This window comes from Streptomyces sp. MUSC 14 (assembly GCF_001866675.1).
Classification (GTDB): Bacteria; Actinomycetota; Actinomycetes; order Streptomycetales; family Streptomycetaceae; genus Streptomyces.
This window is the reverse complement of record NZ_MLYN01000023.1, coordinates 247,331-266,948: the sequence shown is the minus strand read 5'-3', so window position 1 is coordinate 266,948 and position 19,618 is coordinate 247,331. Positions and strand designations below refer to the sequence as shown.

The 19,618-nt window shown below is 71.0% G+C and carries 21 protein-coding genes; 8 read left to right on the top strand and 13 right to left on the bottom strand.

Annotation, left to right across the window (positions count from 1 at the left end):
* Nucleotides 1-153: 153 nt before the first annotated feature.
* Complete coding sequence (locus tag BIV25_RS15420) at nt 154-648, top strand: hypothetical protein (protein ID WP_143076642.1); 495 nt, start codon at nt 154-156, stop codon at nt 646-648.
* Between the two features lie 68 nt (nt 649-716).
* Here BIV25_RS15420 and BIV25_RS15415 read toward each other — a convergent pair whose 3' ends face one another.
* The 3 genes from BIV25_RS15415 to BIV25_RS15405 all read right to left on the bottom strand — a co-directional run bounded on the left by BIV25_RS15415 (nt 717) and on the right by BIV25_RS15405 (nt 2,109).
* Nucleotides 717-1,055, bottom strand: a complete 339-nt coding sequence (locus tag BIV25_RS15415; protein ID WP_071372861.1) for a hypothetical protein — start codon at nt 1,053-1,055, stop codon at nt 717-719.
* A 569-nt stretch (nt 1,056-1,624) separates the two neighbouring features.
* The gene (locus BIV25_RS15410; RefSeq protein ID WP_071372860.1) at nt 1,625-1,819 is read right to left on the bottom strand and encodes a hypothetical protein; all 195 of its coding nucleotides are present in this window, start codon (nt 1,817-1,819) and stop codon (nt 1,625-1,627) included.
* Between the two features lie 41 nt (nt 1,820-1,860).
* On the bottom strand, nt 1,861-2,109 hold the full coding sequence (locus BIV25_RS15405; RefSeq protein ID WP_143076641.1) for a hypothetical protein: 249 nt from the start codon (nt 2,107-2,109) through the stop codon (nt 1,861-1,863).
* Between the two features lie 164 nt (nt 2,110-2,273).
* On the opposite strand from BIV25_RS15405, the gene BIV25_RS15400 reads away from it, so the two are divergent.
* Nucleotides 2,274-5,129 (top strand): BTAD domain-containing putative transcriptional regulator, encoded by a 2,856-nt coding sequence (locus BIV25_RS15400; protein ID WP_177235286.1) that lies wholly within the window; start codon nt 2,274-2,276, stop codon nt 5,127-5,129.
* An 871-nt stretch (nt 5,130-6,000) separates the two neighbouring features.
* Here BIV25_RS15400 and BIV25_RS15395 read toward each other — a convergent pair.
* The 4 genes from BIV25_RS15395 to BIV25_RS15375 form a co-directional block, all read right to left on the bottom strand.
* The gene (locus BIV25_RS15395) at nt 6,001-6,672 is read right to left on the bottom strand and encodes an SUMF1/EgtB/PvdO family nonheme iron enzyme (RefSeq protein WP_071372857.1); all 672 of its coding nucleotides are present in this window, start codon (nt 6,670-6,672) and stop codon (nt 6,001-6,003) included.
* A 251-nt stretch (nt 6,673-6,923) separates the two neighbouring features.
* On the bottom strand, nt 6,924-7,670 hold the full coding sequence (locus tag BIV25_RS15390) for an SDR family NAD(P)-dependent oxidoreductase (protein WP_071372856.1): 747 nt from the start codon (nt 7,668-7,670) through the stop codon (nt 6,924-6,926).
* A 95-nt stretch (nt 7,671-7,765) separates the two neighbouring features.
* Nucleotides 7,766-8,197 (bottom strand): Rrf2 family transcriptional regulator, encoded by a 432-nt coding sequence (locus BIV25_RS15385; protein ID WP_071372908.1) that lies wholly within the window; start codon nt 8,195-8,197, stop codon nt 7,766-7,768.
* Between the two features lie 265 nt (nt 8,198-8,462).
* On the bottom strand, nt 8,463-9,080 hold the full coding sequence (locus tag BIV25_RS15375) for a TetR/AcrR family transcriptional regulator (protein ID WP_071372854.1): 618 nt from the start codon (nt 9,078-9,080) through the stop codon (nt 8,463-8,465).
* 126 nt (nt 9,081-9,206) lie between these two features.
* Between BIV25_RS15375 and BIV25_RS15370 the strand changes: the two genes are divergently transcribed.
* A complete protein-coding gene (locus BIV25_RS15370; protein WP_071372853.1) occupies nt 9,207-10,199 on the top strand; it encodes a 4,5-dihydroxyphthalate decarboxylase in 993 nt (330 codons plus the stop codon).
* A gap of 376 nt (nt 10,200-10,575) precedes the next feature.
* On the opposite strand, the gene BIV25_RS15365 is transcribed toward BIV25_RS15370, so the two are convergent.
* The 6 genes from BIV25_RS15365 to BIV25_RS15345 form a co-directional block, all read right to left on the bottom strand.
* Nucleotides 10,576-11,136 (bottom strand): EF-Tu/IF-2/RF-3 family GTPase, encoded by a 561-nt coding sequence (locus BIV25_RS15365; RefSeq protein WP_079176648.1) that lies wholly within the window; start codon nt 11,134-11,136, stop codon nt 10,576-10,578.
* 236 nt (nt 11,137-11,372) lie between these two features.
* Nucleotides 11,373-12,005, bottom strand: coding sequence for a hypothetical protein (locus BIV25_RS15360; RefSeq protein WP_143076640.1), 633 nt, complete (start codon nt 12,003-12,005; stop codon nt 11,373-11,375).
* Nucleotides 12,006-12,689: 684 nt separating this feature from the next.
* Nucleotides 12,690-12,851 (bottom strand): hypothetical protein, encoded by a 162-nt coding sequence (locus tag BIV25_RS51040; protein WP_177235285.1) that lies wholly within the window; start codon nt 12,849-12,851, stop codon nt 12,690-12,692.
* 152 nt (nt 12,852-13,003) lie between these two features.
* Nucleotides 13,004-13,414 (bottom strand): hypothetical protein, encoded by a 411-nt coding sequence (locus tag BIV25_RS15355; protein ID WP_071372851.1) that lies wholly within the window; start codon nt 13,412-13,414, stop codon nt 13,004-13,006.
* Nucleotides 13,411-14,091: a response regulator gene (locus BIV25_RS15350; RefSeq protein ID WP_071372850.1), complete on the bottom strand. Its 681-nt coding sequence runs from the start codon at nt 14,089-14,091 to the stop codon at nt 13,411-13,413. Before BIV25_RS15350 ends, BIV25_RS15355 begins: the two co-directional genes overlap by 4 nt.
* Complete coding sequence (locus tag BIV25_RS15345) at nt 14,088-15,272, bottom strand: sensor histidine kinase (RefSeq protein WP_071372849.1); 1,185 nt, start codon at nt 15,270-15,272, stop codon at nt 14,088-14,090. The genes BIV25_RS15350 and BIV25_RS15345 overlap by 4 nt, the downstream gene beginning before the upstream one ends.
* A gap of 486 nt (nt 15,273-15,758) precedes the next feature.
* Here BIV25_RS15345 and BIV25_RS15340 point away from each other — a divergent pair, with 486 nt between their 5' ends.
* The 5 genes from BIV25_RS15340 to BIV25_RS15325 all read left to right on the top strand — a co-directional run bounded on the left by BIV25_RS15340 (nt 15,759) and on the right by BIV25_RS15325 (nt 19,617).
* Nucleotides 15,759-16,304 carry a hypothetical protein gene (locus tag BIV25_RS15340; RefSeq protein ID WP_071372848.1) on the top strand — a complete coding sequence of 182 codons (546 nt, stop codon included), beginning with the start codon at nt 15,759-15,761 and terminating at the stop codon, nt 16,302-16,304.
* A gap of 45 nt (nt 16,305-16,349) precedes the next feature.
* Nucleotides 16,350-16,478, top strand: a complete 129-nt coding sequence (locus BIV25_RS52745) for a hypothetical protein (protein WP_256255828.1) — start codon at nt 16,350-16,352, stop codon at nt 16,476-16,478.
* Between the two features lie 249 nt (nt 16,479-16,727).
* The gene (locus tag BIV25_RS15335) at nt 16,728-17,237 is read left to right on the top strand and encodes a hypothetical protein (protein WP_143076639.1); all 510 of its coding nucleotides are present in this window, start codon (nt 16,728-16,730) and stop codon (nt 17,235-17,237) included.
* Nucleotides 17,238-17,359: 122 nt separating this feature from the next.
* Nucleotides 17,360-18,511: a DUF4331 family protein gene (locus tag BIV25_RS15330; RefSeq protein ID WP_071372906.1), complete on the top strand. Its 1,152-nt coding sequence runs from the start codon at nt 17,360-17,362 to the stop codon at nt 18,509-18,511.
* The gene (locus BIV25_RS15325) at nt 18,511-19,617 is read left to right on the top strand and encodes a lipopolysaccharide assembly protein LapB (protein ID WP_256255827.1); all 1,107 of its coding nucleotides are present in this window, start codon (nt 18,511-18,513) and stop codon (nt 19,615-19,617) included. Before BIV25_RS15330 ends, BIV25_RS15325 begins: the two co-directional genes overlap by 1 nt.
* The last annotated feature ends 1 nt before the right edge of the window (nt 19,618 follow it).

The window sequence follows — 19,618 nt, the reverse complement described above, 5'->3', positions numbered from 1 at the left end:
CGCCCCGAACTTCTCGAACTCGCCCGGCCGTGCGGCACCTTGAAGGTCGCTTCCCGTTGACCCGGTGATCGATCCCGACCGGTTCGGGCCAGTCGCGCTCCGCACCAGGCAGCGACGGCGGAGGTGGCGGCGAGCGCCAGGCCTGTGATGCGCATGGCACCCAGTGCCAACTCCCGCTACGACGTGCTGGCCTGGAACCGGCCGTACCGGCTGATGTGGCCGCGCTTCATCGAACGGGGCGAACTCAACCTGCTCTGCGAGGTGTTCCTCGTCCCGCCCTGCTGCAACACGATGGAGAACAGGGACACCGAACTGCCCGCGCTGGTGGCCACGTTCCGCGCCGCGTACGCGCGGCACCTGAAGGAACCCGCCTGGACCGGCCTGGTCCGCAGACTGTCGGCGGCGAGCCCGGAGTTCGCCGCGCTGTGGGCCGCCCAGGACGTCGCCCTGCCGGTGACCAGAGAGTTCCGGACGTACGGCAACCCGGCGGTCGGCCAGGTCGTGTACCGGTGCACCACGCTCGCCGTCACCGCCACACCGGAGACCTGCATCAACGTCTACACCCCGGCCGACGACGTCAGCCGCGAGCGCGTCGCGTGGCTGCTCGCGCACCCCGGGGAGATTCCCGCGCCGGCTCACACGCGCTGACGGCGCCTGCGTGTTCGGCGGGCAGGTCCGCCCGTCGGTCCTCCGCGCGCTTCCCCGGGGAGAGGCGCCTACACGGTGGCCATGCCTGTGGTGAGTCCTCCGGCTGCGCAGATGAGCCAACCGGTGAGCGGCTGCCGCCACAGGGTGGTGGCGGCGAGGGCGGCTGCCGCGGGGATGAACACTCCGAGGAACAGCACTGAGGTCAGGGCGTCCCAGCCGTTGTCCGCTCCGGTGAGGGCCCACCCGATGACGGCCGCGGCCAGGGCTGCGGCGAGGTGGCTGTAGCGGACGTCGGTCAGTTGGGGCCAGTCGCTGGGGCGCTCCCGGCGACGGTGGACGAGCCGGTAGCGGACCATGACGCCCAGTTCTGCCAGCAGGACCGCCGTTGCGATCGCGTCGTTGTTCATGGTGGGCCCTTGTGGTCAGAACGTGCAGTGCTGCTTATTTAGCCGGAACTTAGCTGAAATTTTACTATATTTGGCGGGTGTCCGGTCGACTCGCGTGCCGCTGTCTGGTTGTGGGTGCCGGCCCGGAGGTGGCGGCCTACCGCGTACACGACCCCCTGAGCGACGTGTGCGGGCCCATGGCCCTGGTGCACCACTGGCCTCCGGGTCGACCAGGCACCGGCTGCGGACGGCACGGCTCGGCGCGCCGCCCTCAACTGTTCCGGTTCAGGTACTGGAGAAATGCGGACACATAGGTCCGATCGGCGGCTTGCGGGCAGGGGAACGTCGCCACGGCGGCATCGAGTTCCGATCGATGGAACGTCCGCCACGCAGGACTCCGGGCGGCCGGCGCCGCCAGTCGGTCCTGGGGCAGCGCGTGGCCCCCACCCTGAATGCCTGCCATCACGGACGTGTACTCCCTGCGCAGGTCCGTGATGAGTGCGAGACGGGACCGCGCCGGATGACCGGCCGCCGCCGCACAGGATCTCCACGTCTCACGTGCCGATCGATAACGTCTGTCGTGTTGCACCTCACGGTCCACCCGGGTCCACTCGGAGTTCGCCCTGGCCGGAAGCACCTGCCAGGATCAGCACGGAACGGCGGGTGTCGGCCGTCGCCCGGGCCGTCCGGCCGTCGTCGGACGGGAAGTACGCGAACCCCGCCGCGACCATCGCGGCCATGACCACGGCCAGTGCGACCGCGAGGGGCTTGTGTCTGACCGGCATCGACCGGGACCCCTCCTTCGACCGGTGTGCTCAGGCACCTGTCACCAGTTGCTCAGGTCGACGCCCGCCTGGTCGAAACCCTGGTTGCAGGTGCCGTTGTCGGTGCAGTCGTCGTGCGAGGAGTTCGTACCGTTGCGCGCGACGATCGAGGACTCGTACCAGCTCGCTCCGCCGTTGCCCCGGAGGCAGCGGGCCATGTCCTTGCCGCCGTCCTGCCCGGACACCCTGGTTGAAGAGTGCTCCTTCTGCCGTACTGCCGGTGAGCCGTGCTGCGGAGACGCTATGGACACGGATCCGCCGACCGTCCTAGATTCGTCTTCGTGCGAGGTCAGCCAGGGGGGATCGGCGCTCATCGTCACGTACCAGGGGGAGCATGAAATTCGGCTTACTGGGGCCGTTACACGCCCAGATCGCCGGACGCGCGGTCCCGTTGAACGGGCCGCGGCAGGCCAAGATGCTGGCAGCACTTCTGATCGACGCCAACAACAGCGTCGCCATGGAACGGCTCGTCGCCGTGATGTGGGACACGAACGCGCCCGCCACCGCGGTCCGCCAGGTCCAGGACGCAGTCTCCGGGCTGCGCCGCAACCTCGTCGCCTGCGGAGCACCCGGCTCCTTGATCAGCACGCGGCGCGGCGGCTACGAGATCCACCTGGCCCGGGAGCAGCTCGACCTCCTGGAGTTCGACCACGAGCGACACCTCGCCGAGCAGCACACGACCCCGTCCGAGACTGCGGCCGCGTTGCGACGGGCGCTCGCCTGCTGGCGCGGCAGCGCCCTGGTCGACACCCCCAGTCAGGCCCTGGAGATCGATGCGGCCCGGCTGAACGAGAGACGCGCGGCCACGCACAAAAAGTGCCTGGCCGTCGAACTCGGCCTGGGGCGTCATCGAGAGGTCGTCGATGAACTGACCGCTCTGCTGCGCGAGCACCCCTACGACGAGCAGGTCGTCGAACACCTGATGGTCGCCCTCTACGGGTGTCGAAGACAAGGCGATGCGCTGCAGGTGTACGAGCGGCTGCGCCGGACACTGGCCGACGAACTCGGCGTCGACCCCACCCCGCCGCTCCAGGCGCTGCACCAGCGCATCCTGACCGCAGATCCCGCCCTGGCGGTCACGATCCCGGCGAACGGCCCCTCGGCCACGCCACCGAAGAGCCCTGCCCCGGCGGCCCCCGGGCCGGCCATGGTGATGCCGGTGCGTCAACTTCCCCTCGACGTACCCGACTTCGTGGGCCGGGCCGAAGCACTGGCCGAGATCGCCGGGATGCTCGACGGGTCGGCGTCGAACCGGGCCCCGGTGGCCGTCGTCGTGGGCGGTCCCGGTGTCGGCAAGTCCTGCCTGGTGACGCACGCCGCGCGGCTGGCGAGCGCCGACTTCCCCGACGGCCAGCTCTACCTCGACCTCGCGGCGACATCGGACGCGCCACGGGACCCGGGGCTGATGCTGGCCGAAGCACTGCGTGCGCTCTCGATCACCGGCAGCGCGATCCCGAACGGCCTGTCCGAGCGAGCCGCGCTCTACCGGTCGTTGCTGGTGGACCGGCAGATGCTGGTGGTGCTGGACGACGCCGGTCACGCCGATCAGGTGCTGCCGTTGCTGCCCGGCGCCGAGGGCTGTGCGGTGTTGATCACCAGCCGCACTCTGCTGACGCAACTTCCCGGCGCGCGGCACATCGACCTGGACGTGCTGAGCCCGGCAGAGGCCCGGGAGTTGTTCACCGGGATCGTCGGGCGGCAGAGGGTCGAGCGGGAGCCGGGGGAGGCCGACGCGATCCTCGACTGCTGCGGCAACCTGCCGCTGGCGATCCGCATCGCCAGCGGCAAGCTCACGGGCCGCCCGGCCTGGTCGCTGCGGGTACTGCGGGAACGCATCGAGGACGAGTCACGGCGGCTGGCCGAGCTGAGGATCGGGGACCTCAGCGTGCGGGCCAGTGTCGAACTGAGCTTACGGCTGCTGCCGGCCGACGCGGTGCGCGCGCTGAGCCTGCTGGGCCTGCTCGGCCCCTGCACCCTGCCCGGCTGGGTGGTCGGCCCGCTGCTGGACCGCTCGGACGGCGATGCGGTGCTGGACACCCTCGTCGACGCCAGCCTGGTGCGGCTGACCGCCACCGACGCCCTCGGCGAGCCGCGCTACCGGCTGCACGACCTGATCAGGACCTGTGCCGTGGAGATCGCCGCCCCGCTGCCGGCGGAGGACAAACGGGACGCGATCATCCGGGTGCTGTCCGTCTGGCTCGAACTGATCGGGCGCGGCACCGATCGGCTGCCGGCAGCCGGGCTGCTGGCAGCCGCGCCCGGTTCGGCACCGCGCCGGTCGCTGCCCGATGCGGTCGTGGACCGGTTGATGGCCGACCCGGCCGGCTGGTTCGACACGGAACGCGACAACCTGCTCGGCGCGGTGAGACTGGCCGTGGACTGGGGACTGGACGAGTTGGCCTGGGAGCTGGCGGCCGGCGCGGCGACCTACTACGACCACCGGTGTCTCTACCAGGACTGGCAGCACGGGCACCGGCTCGCGTTGGAGGCGGCCGAGGCCGCCGGCAACGTGCGCGGCGCGTCGGTGCTGCTCCGCGGCTTTGCCCAACTGCACATCTACCAGGACGAGTTCGATCGGGCAACCCGGGCCCTGGAGTCCTCCCTCGGGCTGTGCCGGGACGGTGGGGACAAACGCGGCGAGGCGCTGTCGGTCGCCATGCTGGGTACGGTCAGCCGCGTGCAGGGCCGTGACGACGAGGCCCTCGAACGTGTCGAGCACGCGCTGGCCATCGCGGTCGGTGAGGGCGACCGGCACATCGAGGCGCAGTTGTCCTGCTCCATGGCCGTGATGATGCTCATGCAGGGCAAGCTCGACGAGGCGGAGTCATGGTTCGACGGAGCTTTGGGTCAGGCCAGGGCGCTGGGCGACGGGCATCGCGTGGCCGTGGTGCTGCGGCGGTTCAGCCGGCTGCACGACCGACGTGGTGATCCGGACGAGGCGCTGCGCTGTCTGGGGCAGGCGCTGGCCACCTTCGAGGAACTGGCCGACGAGCGGTGCGCCGCGTACACACTGCTGGAAGTCGGCCGCGTGTACGCCGGCCAACGTGACCGGGACCGGGCGAGCACGGCGTTGGAGCGCGCGGCGGGCCTGTTCCACCGGCATGGCGACCGCCAGGACGAGGCCGCCTGCTGGCAGCTGATCGGCGACCTGGACGCCGCCGCCGGTGCCCACCACCTGGCGCACCAGCACCGAGAGCGGGCGCTGCGGTTATGGAAGATGATCGGCGACATCAACCAGACGAGAGCTCCGGCACGGCCGTCGTCGCCGTGAGGTGGTCATCTCTCTGCTGGGCGATGTCCGATGGTGGCTGCGGAACAGCTCTGGCCGGACTGGGAACGGCATTCACTCCGGGCACGGACCGGCATGCTCGCGCAGACTGAGGCTTCCCGAGAGCCGGCGGAGCCGGACTCGCTGAAGTACCGCTACGAGCCGCGGTGCTGATCAGGTACGTGCCGTGCTTCATCGTCACGGGCAATCGGCAATCGGCACCGTGGAAGGCCGGGCCCAGCTGCTCCTCCGGTTCGTGCGGCGGCCAGTGACTGCACCACCCGAGGGCACGGCCCGTCCGTGACGAGTATGAGCAGGGGGTGGTCCACAGACCGCGACGAGCTGAGGTGTGATCAGAAGACGGGCGCCGCCGGCCGCACCGGTTCAACCGCCTGGGACCGGAGGGCCGAACGCGCGAGGACCGTCGGCCCGGGCGAGCGGACCCCGTCCGGCCGGCTGAGGTGCAGCTGTCGTACGAGATGCGGGCCGCGGACGGGCCAGGGCCCTTGGAGCGGACCTTGGACACGCCGGCCGCCGGGGTCCGGTACCTGGGCATCGAGGTCAGCCGCTCCCGGGTGCGCCCAATGCTCCTCGCGGAGGGGGTCCGCCGGCGCGCGCGATCCTGGACGCGCCCGAAGGATCGGGACTCCGAGGGAAGAGGACGCGGATCGAACCGCCCTCCCCGGAGGCGCCGTTGGGGCTCACCGAGCCGTGACCACCCGGTCTGCCGCCCGACTCGGCGAGGCCCGCCTCGCCAGGGGCTTACGGGCACAACGACACCCCCTGCAACGTCTCCGTCGGGATGGTCCGCTTCGTCTCTGGTCTCAGGTGGTCAAGCAAGACGCGCGGGAAGCGGTCATGCGCACAACCTGGATCAGCACACGAGGGAGCGTGCGATGCGGAAGCCCACGTCGTCGACCTGGAAGGTCGGGTGACTGCGGCGCCGCGCGGAGGCCCGGCAGCTCCAGTGCTCGTCGAACCAGCCGCCGCCGCGCAGCACCCTGTAGGCGCCGTAGACCTCGGCGTCGTAGATGTCCCAGCACCAGTCCCATACGTTGCCGAGCATGTCGTACAGGCCCCACGGGTTGGGCCGTTTGCGAGCCACGTCGTGGATCTGCTCGTCGGAGTTGTCGCGGTACCAGGCGATCTCGTCGAGAGGTCCGTAGTGCGGTCCGGTCGTGCCGGCGCGGCAGGCGTGCTCCCATTCGGCTTCGGTCGGCAGCCGGTACCCGTCGGCGGACGCGTCCCACTCGACGCCTTCGCCGTCGGTGTGGAGGTGGTAGGCCGGTGCGAACCCGTCCTGCCGGGACAGGGCATTGCAGAATCGGACCGCGTCCCACCAGGAAACGCTGTCGACGGGCAGCCGGGCCCCCTGGCCGGTGCTTGGCCGCAGGCCGGTGACCTGTGCGTACAGTGCCTGGGTGACGGGGAAGGCCGCGAGCTCGTAGGGCGCGAGGTCGACCGACCAACTGCGCTGTGTCCGCCGGTCCGACAGCCTCACCCGCCCCGGCGGGACGGCGATCATCTCTTCTGCGCTCGCATCCATGGACGGGTGATCATATCGGTACCTGTCCCGGACGACCTCGGGGCCGGGTGACACGGCATCCGGCATTCATCCGCCCGGGACCCCATCACCTGAGATTCTCGGCACCTCCACGTCTCAGACGAACTGGCCGTCGCCCTGCTACGGCATCTGCGAACGCCTCAGGTGCCCGCAGCCGGGAGGTCTTCCGCTCGGGAAGAACACCTACGTCACTTTCCCGAGCCCTCCCGGCGGTGACGAGGCGGTCTGTGTGGCTACAGCTGGGTGGTGCCGCCGTCGACGAACAGTTCCGCGCCGGTGGTGAAGGAGCTCTGGTCCCCGGCCAGGTAGAGGGCGGTGGCGGCGACCTCGTCGGGACGGCCGGTTCGGCCGAGCGGGGTCGGTGCGGCGGGCTCGGCGGTCCGGCCGTCCTGCGGGAGTGCGGCCCGTAGTTCGTCGGCGCCGGGGGTTGTGACGGGGCCGGGGGTGAGGGCGTTGACCCGGATGCCGCGGCCGGCGAGTTCGGCGGCCCAGGTGCGGGCGAGGCTGCGGATCGCGGCCTTGGTGGCGGCGTAGACGCCCAGGCCCGGGACGCCGCGCAGGGCCGCGCTGGAGGAGAGCAGGATCACCGAGGCGCCGGCCGGCAGCAGGGGAAGTGCCTTCTGGACGGTGAAGACCGTGCCCTTGAGGTTGATGGAGGTGGTGCGGTCGTACTCCTCCTCGGTGATCGTGCCGAGCGGGCCGAAGTCGCCGACGCCGGCGTTGGCCACGACGATGTCGAGACGACCGCTGCGCTCGGTGATCTCGGCGAAGAGCCGGTCGAGGTCGTCGAGTCTCGACACGTCGCTCCGGATGCCGATGGCGCGGTCGCCGATCTGTTCGACGGCGTCCTCCAGTTCGGCCGTGCGGCGGCCGGTGAGGTAGACGGTGGCTCCCTCGGCGGCGAACCGGCGGGCGACGGCCAGGCCGATGCCGGTGGAGGCCCCGGTCACGAGGGCGGTCTTGTTGTCCAGCTGTCCCATGACGTTCTCCGAACTGTTGATGTAACTGTTGTGGTTACGTTTAGGGCCGCGAAAGGCGGCCTGCTGTCGCGGCCCGGTGAGGCCCGCGGTCGACGTCAGGTGGCTCTCAGCACGTCGTGCAGCACATCCTCCAGCGTGGTTCTCGCCAGTTCCGCGCGGAGAGCGGTCTCGACCCCGTCGTAGACGACGCCCAGTACCGGCGCTATGCCGTGGCCCACGACGCACTCGGGGTCGGGTGTGGCGGGGTGCAGGGCGAAGACCGGCCCCGGCTCCACCGCCTCGTAGACGTCGAGCAGGGTGATCGTCGACAGGTCCCGCGACAGCGTCCAGCCGGCGCCGGCGCCTCTTCGCGAGTCGGCCAGGCCGGCCTTGCGCAGCTGGGCCAGCAGGCGGCGGATCACCACGGGGTTGGTGTTGACGCTCGTCGCGATCTGGTCGGAGGTGGCTACCTCGTGGCCGCGGCGCTGGTACAGGCCGATCCAGGTCAGCGTGTGCACGGCGACGGTCAGCCTGCTGTTGGCACCCATGGCGTCCATCACCTCCCGTCACGTTGTAACAATAGCAGTTATGACTCCTTCCCGAAGGCCGCCGTTCTGAGCCGTGCTGTGCGGATCACGGTTGGCCTCACCGTGAACGCGCTGATCGTGCTCGCCCGGGAGGTGTCGGCGCGCTTGATCCCTGTCCGCACGTCCAGAAGTCGGTGGTCCGCGTCGGGGCCCCGGTCGGGGGTCTGCGTGGGCGAGCAGGGTGATCGGCGCGTCGCGTCGGCGGCGGTCGCGCGGTCGTCGTCCGTCACAGAATCAGCCCGGCGTGCAGGTCCTCTGCGAAGCCGGCCGTGTCCGTGAGCCCGAAGGCCACGCGCTGGAGCAGGAATCCGTGCAGCAGCCCCATCACCGCGCGGGCTGCGCGGTCCGGGTCCACGGCGGCGGGCACCGCGCCCGCGGCCCGGCCGCGGCGCAGCGCGTCGGCGATGCTGGCGCGGACCTTCTCGAAGCCCTCCGCGGCCGGGCCGCGTACCTCGTCGTTGCGCAGCACCTCGGCCCACGTCTGCACGACGCAGCGCAGCAGTTCGTCGACTGCGACCTCGTGTCCTGCCGTGTCCTGGACCGTCTCGCCGCTGATCGTGTCGAGTGCGGAGGCCACCAGTTCCGTGACGGTCGGGGCGACTGTGCTGTCGGCCAGCCGCTCGACCGGTTCGAAGATCAGCCGGAACGCGTCGCCCGCGATGGTGAGGATGATCTCTTCCTTGCTGGTGAAGTAGCGGTAGGGCGCACCGGCCGAGACGCCCGCCTCCGCGGCGATGTCCGGCATCGAGGTCTGGTGGAACCCGTCGCGGGAGAAGCAGCGGCGGGCCGCCGCGACGATCTCGGTGCGCTTGGCCTCGCGACGCTCGGCTGTGATGCGCGGCATGGTCGCCCCTTTCATCGTGAATGAACATTCACCTTGACGGTTCGGCTGCTCCGGCACCACCATAAAAGTGAACGACCATTTACGGAAGCTGGCCTGCCTGCGGACTCCCGGAGAGGGGATCTCCTGATGAGCACGAAGCTGAGCATCGGCGTCTACGCCTACGAGCACACCGAGGCACTGTTCGACGGCCGGGTCGCGGTCGACGGGGTGGACGCGGTGTTCGAGACGGCACCACTCGTGTCGGACATCTTCCGCCGCACCGTCGAGGGCCACTACGACGTGGCCGAGTTCGGCCTCACCTACTTCCTGCGCACCTTCGACCCCGATGATGCGCCGTTCCTGGCGCTGCCGGTCCTGCCCAACCGCAACTTCCGCCACTCGGCGATCTTCGTGAACACCGCCAGCGGGATCGAGAAGCCTCAGGACCTCGCCGGCAGGACCGTCGGCGAGTTCGCGCTCTACGGCCACGACGCCGGGATCTGGGCGAAGGGCATCCTGGCGGACGAGTACGGCGTGACGCCCGACCGGTGCCGCTGGGTCATCGGCGGCACCAACCACCCCCTGCCCGCCTTCGACTGGGTCCCGCAACCTGTCCCGCACGGCGTCGACGTGCGCCACGCGGAGGACGGCCGGACCCTGGGCGCCATGCTCGAATCCGGCGAGATCGACGCACTGATCTCCGTCGACGTGCCGCAGGCGGTGCTGGACGGCTCGCCGAAGGTCGTCCGCCTGTTCCCCGGCTACGAGGCCGTGGAGCGCGACTACTTCCGCCGCACCGGTATCTTTCCCCCGATGCACGTCATCGCGATCCGCAGGGAAGCGGCACATCGGCCGGGCCTCGCACGGGCCGTCTACGACGCCTTCGCACGAGCCAAGGAACTCGCCGAGCGCAAGCACCTCGACGACGCCGCGAAGCAGCACATGAGCGTCATCACGCCATGGTTCAGCGCGCTGTTCGAGGAGAACCGGCGGCTGCTCGGCGACGACTGGTGGCCCTACGGGACCGACGCGAACCGCAAGGCCATCGACACCTTCCTGCGCTACCACCACGAGCAGGGTCTGTCGAAGCGCCGGCTGACGTGCGAGGACATCTTCGTGCCGGAACTCCTCGACACATGAGCCGAGCGGCAACGGCGTCTCGGGTGTGCCGGTCCCGGTGGCAGACACTGGAAAGACCGTGCACGAGAGGCATCGTCGATGTCGGCGGACGGCACGTGGGAGATGATCCCGCGCGCTGTGCAGGCCGGTGCGGCTGCCGAGGGGGCATCGACTGGAGCATGGCCGGTGTGGACTCGACGGGGCGCTTCGCTCACCGGCATGCGGCCGGCACCCGCCGCTCGGCCGCGTGCATTCCGGGCAGACGCACGCAAGCAGGTGGGCCACGTGACGACGAGGCCCCGGGGCGTTCCCGGGGTGGGCTCACCACGAGGACTCACTTGCGTCTGCCCGCCGGAACGAACTCGAGCGGCTGATCGGCACGCTGAAGAGCTACAGCTCAGCGCGGGAGCCGAAGCACGGTGCCGGAGCCGGCGGCACGACCGTGGTGACGAAACGCGAAAGGCTGGGCCTCCTCCAGCGCCATGGGTTCTTCGAGGGCGACGGTCACTTCAGCCCCATGGAGGGGCCGCACCACATCGACCCCGTGAAGCGTGACGGTACCCCACACCGCGGCGCTGCGGGTGTGGACGCGAAGACGATCGCCGGACACCACATCCGCACCGCCCTGCTCCTCGGACAGCAGGGTGATGTCCGCAGTGAAGCAGCCGTGGGCGCTGATCGAGCCGGGTGCCGCGAGTACGTGGCCCCGCGCAACCACCTCCGCCGCTGTGCCACGCAGCAGTACCCCTATGTGCATGTCCGCACAGGCCTCGTCGATACGTACGTGACTCGCGTCGATGTCCGCCACGCGAGCGGTCGCGCCGCCCCCAGGACCGACGATCTCCACCTCGTCGCCCTTGCACACCCGACCACGCTCGATCCGGCCTGTCAGCATGAGCATCCTGCCCTGTTGCAGGCAAAAGACGTCCTCGACGGACATCAGGAAGGGCTTCTCCACCGCATTCACCACTGACTGACCTACAGATCCACCCGCGGGCCCCGTGGCCCCTGCGCGACTGCCCACGGCAGCGATTACCAAGGGCTGAGGCTAACAACACGTACGCCCGTACAGCCGAGAGACTCCGACGCCGGGCCTGCTCACCTCGACACGGTCTTGAGCCCTTCGCCGAACAGGGAACGGACGGTTCACCCATCGCCGGAACGCCCCTGACGTCGTTCCGGTCGGGCGGGGCTTCAGCCGCCCCTCGGCCTTGCGCCGAACCGGCCGCGCAGCCGGTGGATCTCCCACCATGCGATCGCCGTCACCGTGGCCGGACCGCCGAGGAGCAGCGTATAGGCGATCGGTGTCGGTCCGTCGGGCAGCTTGGTGGTGGCCGCGAACGCCCAGACCAGGAAAGCGGCCAGCACGGACGGGGCCGCGGGGTGAACGGCGGCCGCACCGAAGCCGGTTCGTGCGACCGCGGCCGAGGCGAACAGGAACAGGAAGACCGCCCACAGGACTCCCGCCAGGAACGCGAGGGACAGCCACGTACCCAAGGAGCCGCCCAGCCGGGCGGGGTTGGTCTCGCTCCAGCCGATGACCAGTACGGCGATGAGCAACAACGTGCCGACGAACAAGCCGAGTTGGCGCAGTGAGGCCCGCAGGGCGGCCCACATCGCCGGGCGGCGGCGGGGAGGCGCACACCAGATGAAGGCCATGAAGACGACCGGCGTGCTGACGACGAGCAGCCACGGTGTGGTGAGGAGCGTGACCCAGCGATCCGAGAGCGACTCAAGGAGATCGTCCTGTACGGAGCCGAAGGCCACGACATCCGCGAGTGACACCGTGATCGCCGCATATGTCCGTATCCTCTTGACGCGTGCCACTGCCGGATCGTGCACGGATCCGGAGCCTGCGCCACGGAGGAAGAGCCGCCAGGCGACGCGGCGGGCGCTGCGGGCGAGGGAGTACAGCCCCATCAGGGGAGAGAGCAGGAGCAGAACCGGTGACAGCAGCAGGAGTGCGGGGCCGGGCAGGAGGCGGAGGAGCCCGGGCAGCGAGGGCCAGTCCCGGAACTGTGCCGGGCTGACGGGGGAAGGGGCGGGGGGAGGTGGCGCGGTCGCCCCGTACGGGAGTGGAGCATTTCCCGGTCGGATGGAGATCAATTCCGCACACCCCCGTCCTCGACACGCCTACGCCTTCCACGCTTCATCCGGCAAGACGCGCGGGCCGCACGATGCGGTTCCTCCCTGATCAACCCCCTGTCGCCTCACGGCCGTTGAGCCACGCCTGCCGACGGCCGAGGCGCCCGACCGCGTGCGGCATGCGGCCGGCATGCGGACGGACCAGCGGTGGTGTGCGAGGTCGTGGATGCGGTTGGCCAGGTTCAGGAGCGGCACATGCGCGGCCGTCGGCGCGTGGGGTCGCGGGCAGCCTGGCATGTCCGCCGACATCCTCGGCAGCACGGCCGCGGATCCTGCGACGCGTCGGCCGACGGGTGTGTCTCTGTGCCGTCGCATGGGCGAAGCCGTCCGCTGCACTCGTGGCCGGGCCGGATCCGGGCGGCGCCGTCAGCGCGCGGGCCGCTGCGGCTCGACGGGTGCGGTGGACGTGCGGGCCTGCTGTCGGCGGGCGCGCAGTTGCAGGCCGCGTTTGCGGAGGATGAGCAGGGCCGCGATGACGATTCCGGTGGGGATGCCGATCCATCCGGCGATGTAGTGGGCGAGGAACATGTCGGGGCCTCCGATTTGCGGTCGTCGCCGTGGGGCGTTGCCTTGGATGCCCTTCACGCTAGGGACCGGGGGTTCGCCGGGCGTCGGCGCGTGGTTGTACTCCGGGTGGAGGCCGGGTGGAGGCGGATGCGGCCCTGGCGTGCGTGGGGTGCTCAGGTGCGGGGGCGGGTGGCCAGCCACCAGCACAGGCCGGCGAGGGGGAGTTCGACGGTGGCGGCGAGGAGGAGGGAGAGGGGCAGGTCGTGCGGGGTGCTGGTGGTGATGTCGAACCATGCGTCGACGCAGAGCATGGCGGCACTGGCGGCGGCGTGGGGAGGGACCCGGTCGCGCCGGCGGGGACGCAGGGCGTAGGCACCGGTGCGGGCGAGCTGTCCGAGGAGGAAGACGTCGAAGCCGACCCAGGCCATGCGGTAGTGCTCGGACAGCTGGCGTCCCGGCAGGGAGAGTGAGAGGTGGACGATCCAGGGCAGCAGGATCGCGCTCAGCGTCAGATACAGCGGTCCGACCCAGCGGGGGAGCCCGGGACGGGTCGTCGGCCGGGGTGGCGTGGGGTGGGTGGTCACGTGCTCGTTCCGGGCTGGGCGTAGCCGTGGGTGTAGGCGTAGCGGATGGCCTGGGCGCGGTCACGGCTTCCGGTCTTGGTGAAGATGCGGTTGATGTGGGTCTTGACGGTGGCTTCGCTCACGACGAGGTGGCGCGCGATCTCCCGGTTGGAGCGGCCCTCGGCGATCAGCCGCAGGACGTCCGCCTCGCGGGCGGTGAGATCGTCGGGGGCGGTGTCGGCGGGTGTGGCGGGGGCGGGGGTGCCGGTGGCGGCGGCGAGCAGGGTGCGCTGCGCGGCGGGGTCGAGGACGGCCTGGCCCGCCGCGGCGGCCTTGACGGCGCGTTCGATGTCGGCGCGGGTGGCGGCCTTGGTGAGGTAGCCGAGGGCGCCGGCCTGCAGGGCGCCGAGGATGGAGGTGTCGTCCTCGTAGGTGGTCAGCACCACGACCCGGACGTCCGGACGGTCGGCGAGGATGCGGGTGGTGGCGTCGATGCCGTCGCAGTGCGGCATGTTGAGGTCCATCAGCACCACGTCCGGCTGGAGGTCGCGGGCGAGCGCGGCGGCGGCGTTGCCGTCCTCGGCCTGGCCGACGACCTCGATGCCCGGAAGGGTGTCCAGCAGCAGCGCCAGTCCTTCCCGGACGGCGGCCTGGTCGTCGACGACGAGGACACGGATGGCTGAAGCGGTACTGGTCACGCGGGAATTGTGACGCACACCCGCCAGGTGTTGTCCACGACTTCGGTGTGAAGGGTGCCGCCCGCCAGCAGGGCGCGCTCGCGCAGCCCGGTCAGTCCGTAGCCCGCTCCGCTGGCGCCGAGGGGGCGGGGAGCGGCGGCACCGGACAGCGGGTTGGCGGCGGTGAGCGTGGTGTGGCCTTCGGCGTAGACGAGGGTGAGCGTGACGGGCCGGCCGGGGGCGTGTTTGGCCGCGTTGGTGACGGCCTCCTGTGCGGTGCGCAGCACGGCGAGGGTGGCGTCCGGCTCCAGGCGGCGGACGGTTCCCTCGACGTTCAGGCGCACGGCCGCGGCGGTGTCGCCCTCGTCGGGGCCGGTGGTCAGGCGGGCCAGCAGCTCGGGCAGCAGCGCGCTGTCCTCGCGCAGGGCGTGGACCGCGCGGCGGGTCTCGGTCAGGCCCGTGCGGGCGAGGTCACCGGCCCGGCCGACACATCCCAGGGCCTTGGTCAGGGCGGGGTCCTCGCGGGTTGCCGGGCTTGCCTCCAACAGTGCCTGCGCGGCTTCGAGTTGCATGGACAGGGCGCCGAGGGAGTGGGCGAGGATGTCGTGGATCTCGCGGGCGATCCGGGTGCGCTCGCCCAGGACCGCGGCCTCGGCCTCGGCCTGCCGGGCGCGGCGGATCTGTTCCAGCAGTGCCTCGGCCTGGTCGGCGCGCTGGACGTAGCCGCGGCGGATGAAGCCCGTTCCCAGACCGGCACCGATCAGCACCAGGTAGCCGAGCATCACCGCCGTACCGCCGCCGGCCACGATGGTCGTCACCGCGAGCGCCAGTGACCCGGCCACGGCGATCGCGATGGACGTCTCGGGGGTCAGGGATGCCGCCGCCACCATCGCCGCCACGGCCGCCGCGGCGACACCGACCGAGTGCGGGGACAGTCCGCCCAGGGCGCCCCCGCCCAGCGCCGTCGCGGCGAGCGCCACGGTCAGCAGCCGCGGCCGGTGCTCCGCGGCGAGCCACAGCAGCCACCCGGCCGCGGTCACGCCCAGCGCGCACGAGACCGCCAGGCCCAGGCCGTGCCAGCCGGCGGGTGGACGCGCACGCGCGGTGGTGGAGAGCAGGGCCGCCAGACCGGCGAGCCGCATGACGCGGATGCCCCACAGATAGGCGGGCCGCTCGCGCAGCGCTGGGACGACGGCGGGCATGCGGACTCCCGGATCAAGCGGGCGAGCGCCGACCGGACCGGACAGTGCTCGGGGTGGGCCGGACGCGACGAGCTGACCCTACCGTGCACCGGCGGCGTCAACCCGGTCTCCACCCGCGCTCCACTACCGGGCTGACGCGACCGCCCTGGCCGCACACCTAGCGTGGAAACCAGTCAGGTCACCCCAACCACCGCACACCGAAAGCGAGTTCAGCCATGCTGATCGGTCTCCTCGTCCGCCTCGTCAAGGCCCTCAAGCGCCGCGGCTGACCCACGTCCGCCCCCGCCTCGCACCAGCGCCCCCGGGATCTCCCCGGGGGCGCCCGCGTATGCGCCACCGCGCGACCGGGAGGCCACACGCCTCAGCGGCGTCAACCCGGCCTCCACCCGGCACCCACCCGCAGACCGACGAGCCGGCTCCGCCCCCGCTCGTAGCGTCGAAGACGTCAGCCCGACCCCGGCACCACCTCACCGCGAAGGACCCGCCATGAACGCCAGCGTCTGGATCGTCAACCTCGCCGTCCTGACCACCGTGCTCCACGCCGACCTCGGCCACAAGAAGATCGCCTGGCTCCGCCTCGCCCGCCCGGTCCTGCTCGCCGCGGCGGTCGTGCCGGTCTTCGCGAAGAACATCGCCACCCACGGCAACGGCCTCACCCTGGAGATCATCGGCCTGGCCGCCGGCCTGCTGCTCGGACTGCTCGCCGCCGCACTGCTCACGGTCCGCTACGACGAGGTCCAGCAGGCCCCCTTCTCAACCGGCCGCGCCCCCTACGCCGCTCTGTGGGCCGTGGTCATCGGCGCCCGGCTGCTGTTCGCGTACGCCTCCGTGCACATCTTCCCCACCCAGCTCGGCCACTGGATGCTCACCCACCGCATCACCGGCGACGCCCTCACCGACGCCCTGATCTTCCTGGCCATCGGCATGCTGGTCGCCCGCACCGCCGCCCTCCTCGCCAAGGGCACCCGCGCCACCCGCGCCCGCCTCGCCCACACCACCGGCGCGCCCGCCCAGCAGTACAACGCGGCCTGACGCGGCCGACGGGGACGCGAGCGAGAACCGAGGCAAGGAGCCCACGTGACCACGACATCTCAGCTGGTGCGGATGGCGCCCGACAGCGCCGTCGGGCCGCCGTGCCACACCGTCGTGGATCTCTCGCGGCTGCGCGTGCCGGGCAACACGCTCGTAGCCGGGTCCTTTGCGTAGTCCGTGACCGGGTGCCACGCAGGCGCACCCCTTCGGCCGGCGGGATCCGGCGGCCGGCGCGGCGAGGGCCCACTCCGGTACGGGAGGTCCCCGGTGCAGGCTCGCAATCCGCCGTCGACCCAGGGACCTGATCGTCTTGCCGACGCTCCGAAGGGCGACAAAGCTGGCTGTGTGGGCACTGCGGAACACGCGCAGAACGGAGGAGAAGCCCGCAGAGCAGCCGATAGACGATCAAAGGGAGAGGGAGTCATGACGACGCAGAGCTCTGCCAGGTCGGCGACTCCAACCGTGGCCAGGCAGCCCGACGGTCTCGGCAAGCGGGTCGGTGAGGTGGCGGAGATCACCGTTCTCTTCGATGTCAAGCCAGGCGGTGCGGAGAGGTTCCATCAGAACGCCGCCAAGATCCAGGACGACGCCTTTCAATTCGAGAAGGTCGTCGCCACGGTCCACGACTTCCGCGTCACGTTCATCAACAATGACACTCAGGTCATCGGCGCGGTCACCTATGACGGCGACTTCAAGCCGTACATGGCTGACATCTTCGCCAACGCCGCACCGTGGTTCGATGAGATGTTCGAAGGTGTCGTCGAGGGCTGGCCCGGGGCGACCTCTCCGAACATGGTCGAATGGCTGGCGACGAAGATCGTGGAGGCGGACATGTGGTACGCCTCCAATCCGACCATGACCGTCGAGGACACCACCAAGGCGCAGAAGGTCACGCAGGCGTTCAACGCGTTGCTGGACACCGCGTCCGGCTAGCGGTCGTCCCGCGTCCCAGGTGGCCTGTACCCCCGGGGCCCGTGGCGCCCGGGTCCCACCAGGCGGCCCGGCAGCGGCGCGCGGCCGTCGGCCAGGGCCCCGTCAGCGGAGGTCGCATCGTCATGTCCGACCATCTTTCCGGCACCCGCGCCCTGGCCGATCCGGCCATAGACCTCACCGATCTCTACGCCTTTCCCAGCCCCTCCCGGACGGGACGGCTCGTCCTGGTCATGGATGTCTTTCCCAATGCGCGGCCGGGAGCCCTGTTCTCCGACGCTGCCCGTTACCGCTTCCGCGTCCGTCCGGTGTCCGTGCCTCTGGGGGATTCCGGCTCACTCTTCGATGTCGGCACCGACGAATTCGCGCTCGCCTTCACCTTCTCGGCTCCGGTCGAGCCGGATGACCACGGGGAACCGGCGCAGCGGGGCACGTGCGAGCTGCCGACCGGGGAATCGGTGTCGTTGCTGGTGAACGACGAGCGCGGCGGCGAGGGCCACGGTGTGCGCTGCTACGCAGGGCTGCGGCTGGATCCCTTCTTCATGGACGTGGCCAAGGAGGTGGAGACGCGGGCGCGCCGGCGGCTCGCCTTCCTGCCGAAAGGCACCAACACCCTGGAGGGCGCCGACGTCCTGACCGTCGTGGCAGAGCTCGACGTCGCCGGGGTGTTCGGGCCGGCCTCGGGGAGCGTCTTCGCCGTCGCGGCGGAAACCGTCACGGTCGGGCCGTATCCCGTGCGCCTCGAACGCCTCGGCCGCCCCGAGGTCAAGAACATCCTCCTGTCGGACAACGGGGTCGACGCCGCCAACAAGATCGTGGATCTGCGTGATCTCTACAACGAGGAAGACCCGTTCCGGCTGGGGCCGAGCCACGCGGACGCCTATCGCGCACGGCTCAACGCCAACCTGGTCTTCTTCGACGGTCTCGACGGCAAGGCGGACTGGACGACGCGGCCGGACGGGACGCATCCGCTGACGGAACTGCTGCTCGCGGACTTCCTGGTCGTGGATGCTGCCAAACCGTACGCCGAGGACAGCTACTTCGAGATCGAGCGGGCCCTGCTGGCGGGACGGGAGCATGTGACCTGTGGCGGCCGGTCACTGGGCGACGATGTCATCGACACGCTCTACACGCTGATCGTCAACGCGGGCCACGGCTCGCCCGTGAGTGACGGCGTCGACGGGACCGTCCCGGCCTTGCGCAAGTTCCCGTACCTGGCACCGGCCAACCCCGACCCGCCCGAACCCGTTTCCGTCCCGACGGCCGCCGCACGCTGATGAGCGGTTCCACGGCGGCTGCCCATGCCGACGGTGAGAGCAGGCCGGGTCGTGCGGGCGGGCCGCCCACGACGGCCGGTGTCATCGCCATGGGCAACCTCGACGTGCGTATCGAAGGTCTGACGGCGCAGGCGACACGGGGACGACTCACCGCTGACGGCTGGGGTGAGCTGGTGGAGCTGACCGTCCTGCGCGGGCAGGTGCGGGGCCGTATCGACGAGGTCGAGGGCGCGGTGTCGCTGGCCGGGTCGTTCGTCGACCGGGCGCCGCGCGATCCTCGCTCGCTGGTGGCGCGCGCCAGGGTGGCGGGCCTCTTCCACCGGTTCGCGGCGGCGCTGGACGATCTGGACGCGGCGGCCGCGCTGGGGCTCGACCGGCGTGCTGTGGACGAGGAGCGGGCAGCCGTCTGTCAGGCGGTCGGGCGATACGACGAGGCACTTGCGCTGCTTCGGCAGGGGCTGTCGGGACGGCGGGACTTCAGGACCCTCGGCGCCATGGCCCGCTGGCACGCCGAGAGAGGCGAGGCGGACGAGGCCGAGACATGGTTTCTGGCGGCGCGACGCGCCTACCGCGGGGTCAGCCCCTTTCCGCCGGCGGTCCTCGAATTCCAGTGCGGGCAGATGTGGATGGACCGGGGCGGCCTGGTGAGCGCGCGCAGCTGGCTGGAGTCGGCCGTTCGCCGACTGCCGTCCTACGTGCCGGCCCAGGGCCACCTCGCCGAGACCGACGCCGCCGAAGGCAGGACGCCGGAGGCGGCAGAGCGCCTGCGCCGGCTGGCCCTCGCCAGTGACGATCCCGACTACGCGACCCGGCTCGCCCGCCTCCTGGACAGGTGCGAGGTGCCGGCGGAGGCTCGGCTCTGGCGTGCCTACGCTGCCGCGCGCTACGAGGAGTTGACGGCGCGCCATCCCGAGGCGTACGCCGATCACGCGGCGGAGTTCTGGCTGACCGTCGGCGGTGATCCCTGGCGAGCGCTTCGGCTCGCGCGGCAGAACCTGGCGCTTCGAGCGACCCCCCGCGCCCAGGCGCTCGTCAATCGCGCGATGTGCCGTGTCGGACAGTGCCGGCAACAGGGGGTAATTGGTACAAATTCGGCCGGTACCTGAC